Origin of the sequence: Streptomyces anatolicus (assembly GCF_019400875.1) — a bacterium.
GTDB lineage: Bacteria > Actinomycetota > Actinomycetes > Streptomycetales > Streptomycetaceae > Streptomyces > Streptomyces anatolicus.
Genome location: NZ_WMBF01000823.1, coordinates 1 through 1,384 on the forward strand (window position 1 = coordinate 1; position 1,384 = coordinate 1,384).

Sequence of the window (1,384 nt, forward strand, 5' to 3'; positions counted from 1 at the left end):
CGTCCATACCGCGCCCCGCACCGAGCCCACCTCGCCGACCAGGCCCGACACCGCGGCGCCGATCGCGAGCGCCCCGCTGAGCAGGAAGCGGAAGGTAGCGTTCATGCGCCCCAGGAGGGCGTCGGAGGTCATGCCCTGGCGCAGGCTCACGCCGAGTACGTTGTCCATTCCCGTCTTGAACAGGGCGAGCAACCACCCCGCTCCCGCCACATACAGCCAGGGCCCCCGGTCCACGAGCGGGACGAGCAGCCCGGCGGGAGCCAGGCACAAGCCCGCGAGGCCGAGAGCGCGGCCGAAACCGACGCGTGCCGCGATCGCCCGGGCGCACCGCGCGCCGAGCAGCATCCCGACGCCGCCCGCCGCCCAGAAAAGCCCCAACGCCCCCGCCGTCAGTCCGAGTTCGCTGAGGAAGAGCACGGGCAGCATGGTGTTGACGATCTGGGAGCCGAGGTTGCTGAGGGAGGCGGTGAGAGCCAGGGCCCGCAGTTCCTTGTTGCCGAGGACGTGACGCAGGCCTTCGGCTATCTGGGCGCCGAGGCGGGGACGCCCGCTGGGGGCGCCTCGTATCTCACGTACGTATCCAACATCTCGTCCGCCTCGTCCGCCTCGTCCGCCTCGTCCGCCTCGTCCGCCTCGTACGCCTCGTCCGCCGGACCCGCGCTCTCCGTCGCCCCGCACGGCGGTGAGCCGCAGTGTGGACGCCATGTAGCTGACGGCGGTGCACACCACGGCGACGGGCGCGGTGAGCAGCACCATGAGGCCGCCGCCCGCGCCGCGCCCCGCCACATTGCCGGCGGCCATCAGCGTGACCATGGCGGCGTTGGCCCGCACCAGGCTGTTGCGGCCGACCAGTTGGGGCAGCACGCTCTGTGAGGCGACGTCGAAGAAGACGGTGGCGCAACCGTTCAGGAAGACCACCGCGTAGAGCTGACCGAGCGTGAGGCAGTCCAGCCACCAGGCGAGCGGCACGGTGGCGTAGAGCGACCCTCGCACGAGATCGGCCGCGATCAGCACGCGCCGGTGCCGCAGTCGGTCGACCCAGGCCCCGGCGGGCAATCCGATGAGCAGGAACGCGACCATGCTCAGGGTCGCCAGCGCGCCGACCTGCCCGGGCCGTGCGTCCAGAGCGGTCACGGCGACCAGGGGGACGGCCACGTAACCGACGTTGGTGCCGAGTTGGCTCAGCGCGGTGGCACTGAACAGGACGCGGAAGTCGCGCACGCGCCATGGGGAGTCTGGTGGAGGTGGCAAGGGGGCTTGCGCAGGGGGTCGCCCGGGCGGTCGCTTGGGTGGTCGCCCGGGTGGTGGTGGCGGTGAGGCGTGCGCGCTCGGTTCCATTCGTCCTTCTCATCCAGGGATCGAACCTGTGCTTTCACGTCAGCAG

The 1,384-nt window shown here is 71.5% G+C and carries 1 protein-coding gene; it reads right to left on the minus strand.

Annotated features, from left to right (window positions below; genetic code table 11):
• On the minus strand, positions 1 to 1,221 hold a 1,221-nt coding region (locus tag GKQ77_RS32745; RefSeq protein ID WP_308117857.1), incomplete at its 3' end, for an MFS transporter.
• Positions 1,222 to 1,384 lie beyond the last annotated feature (163 nt).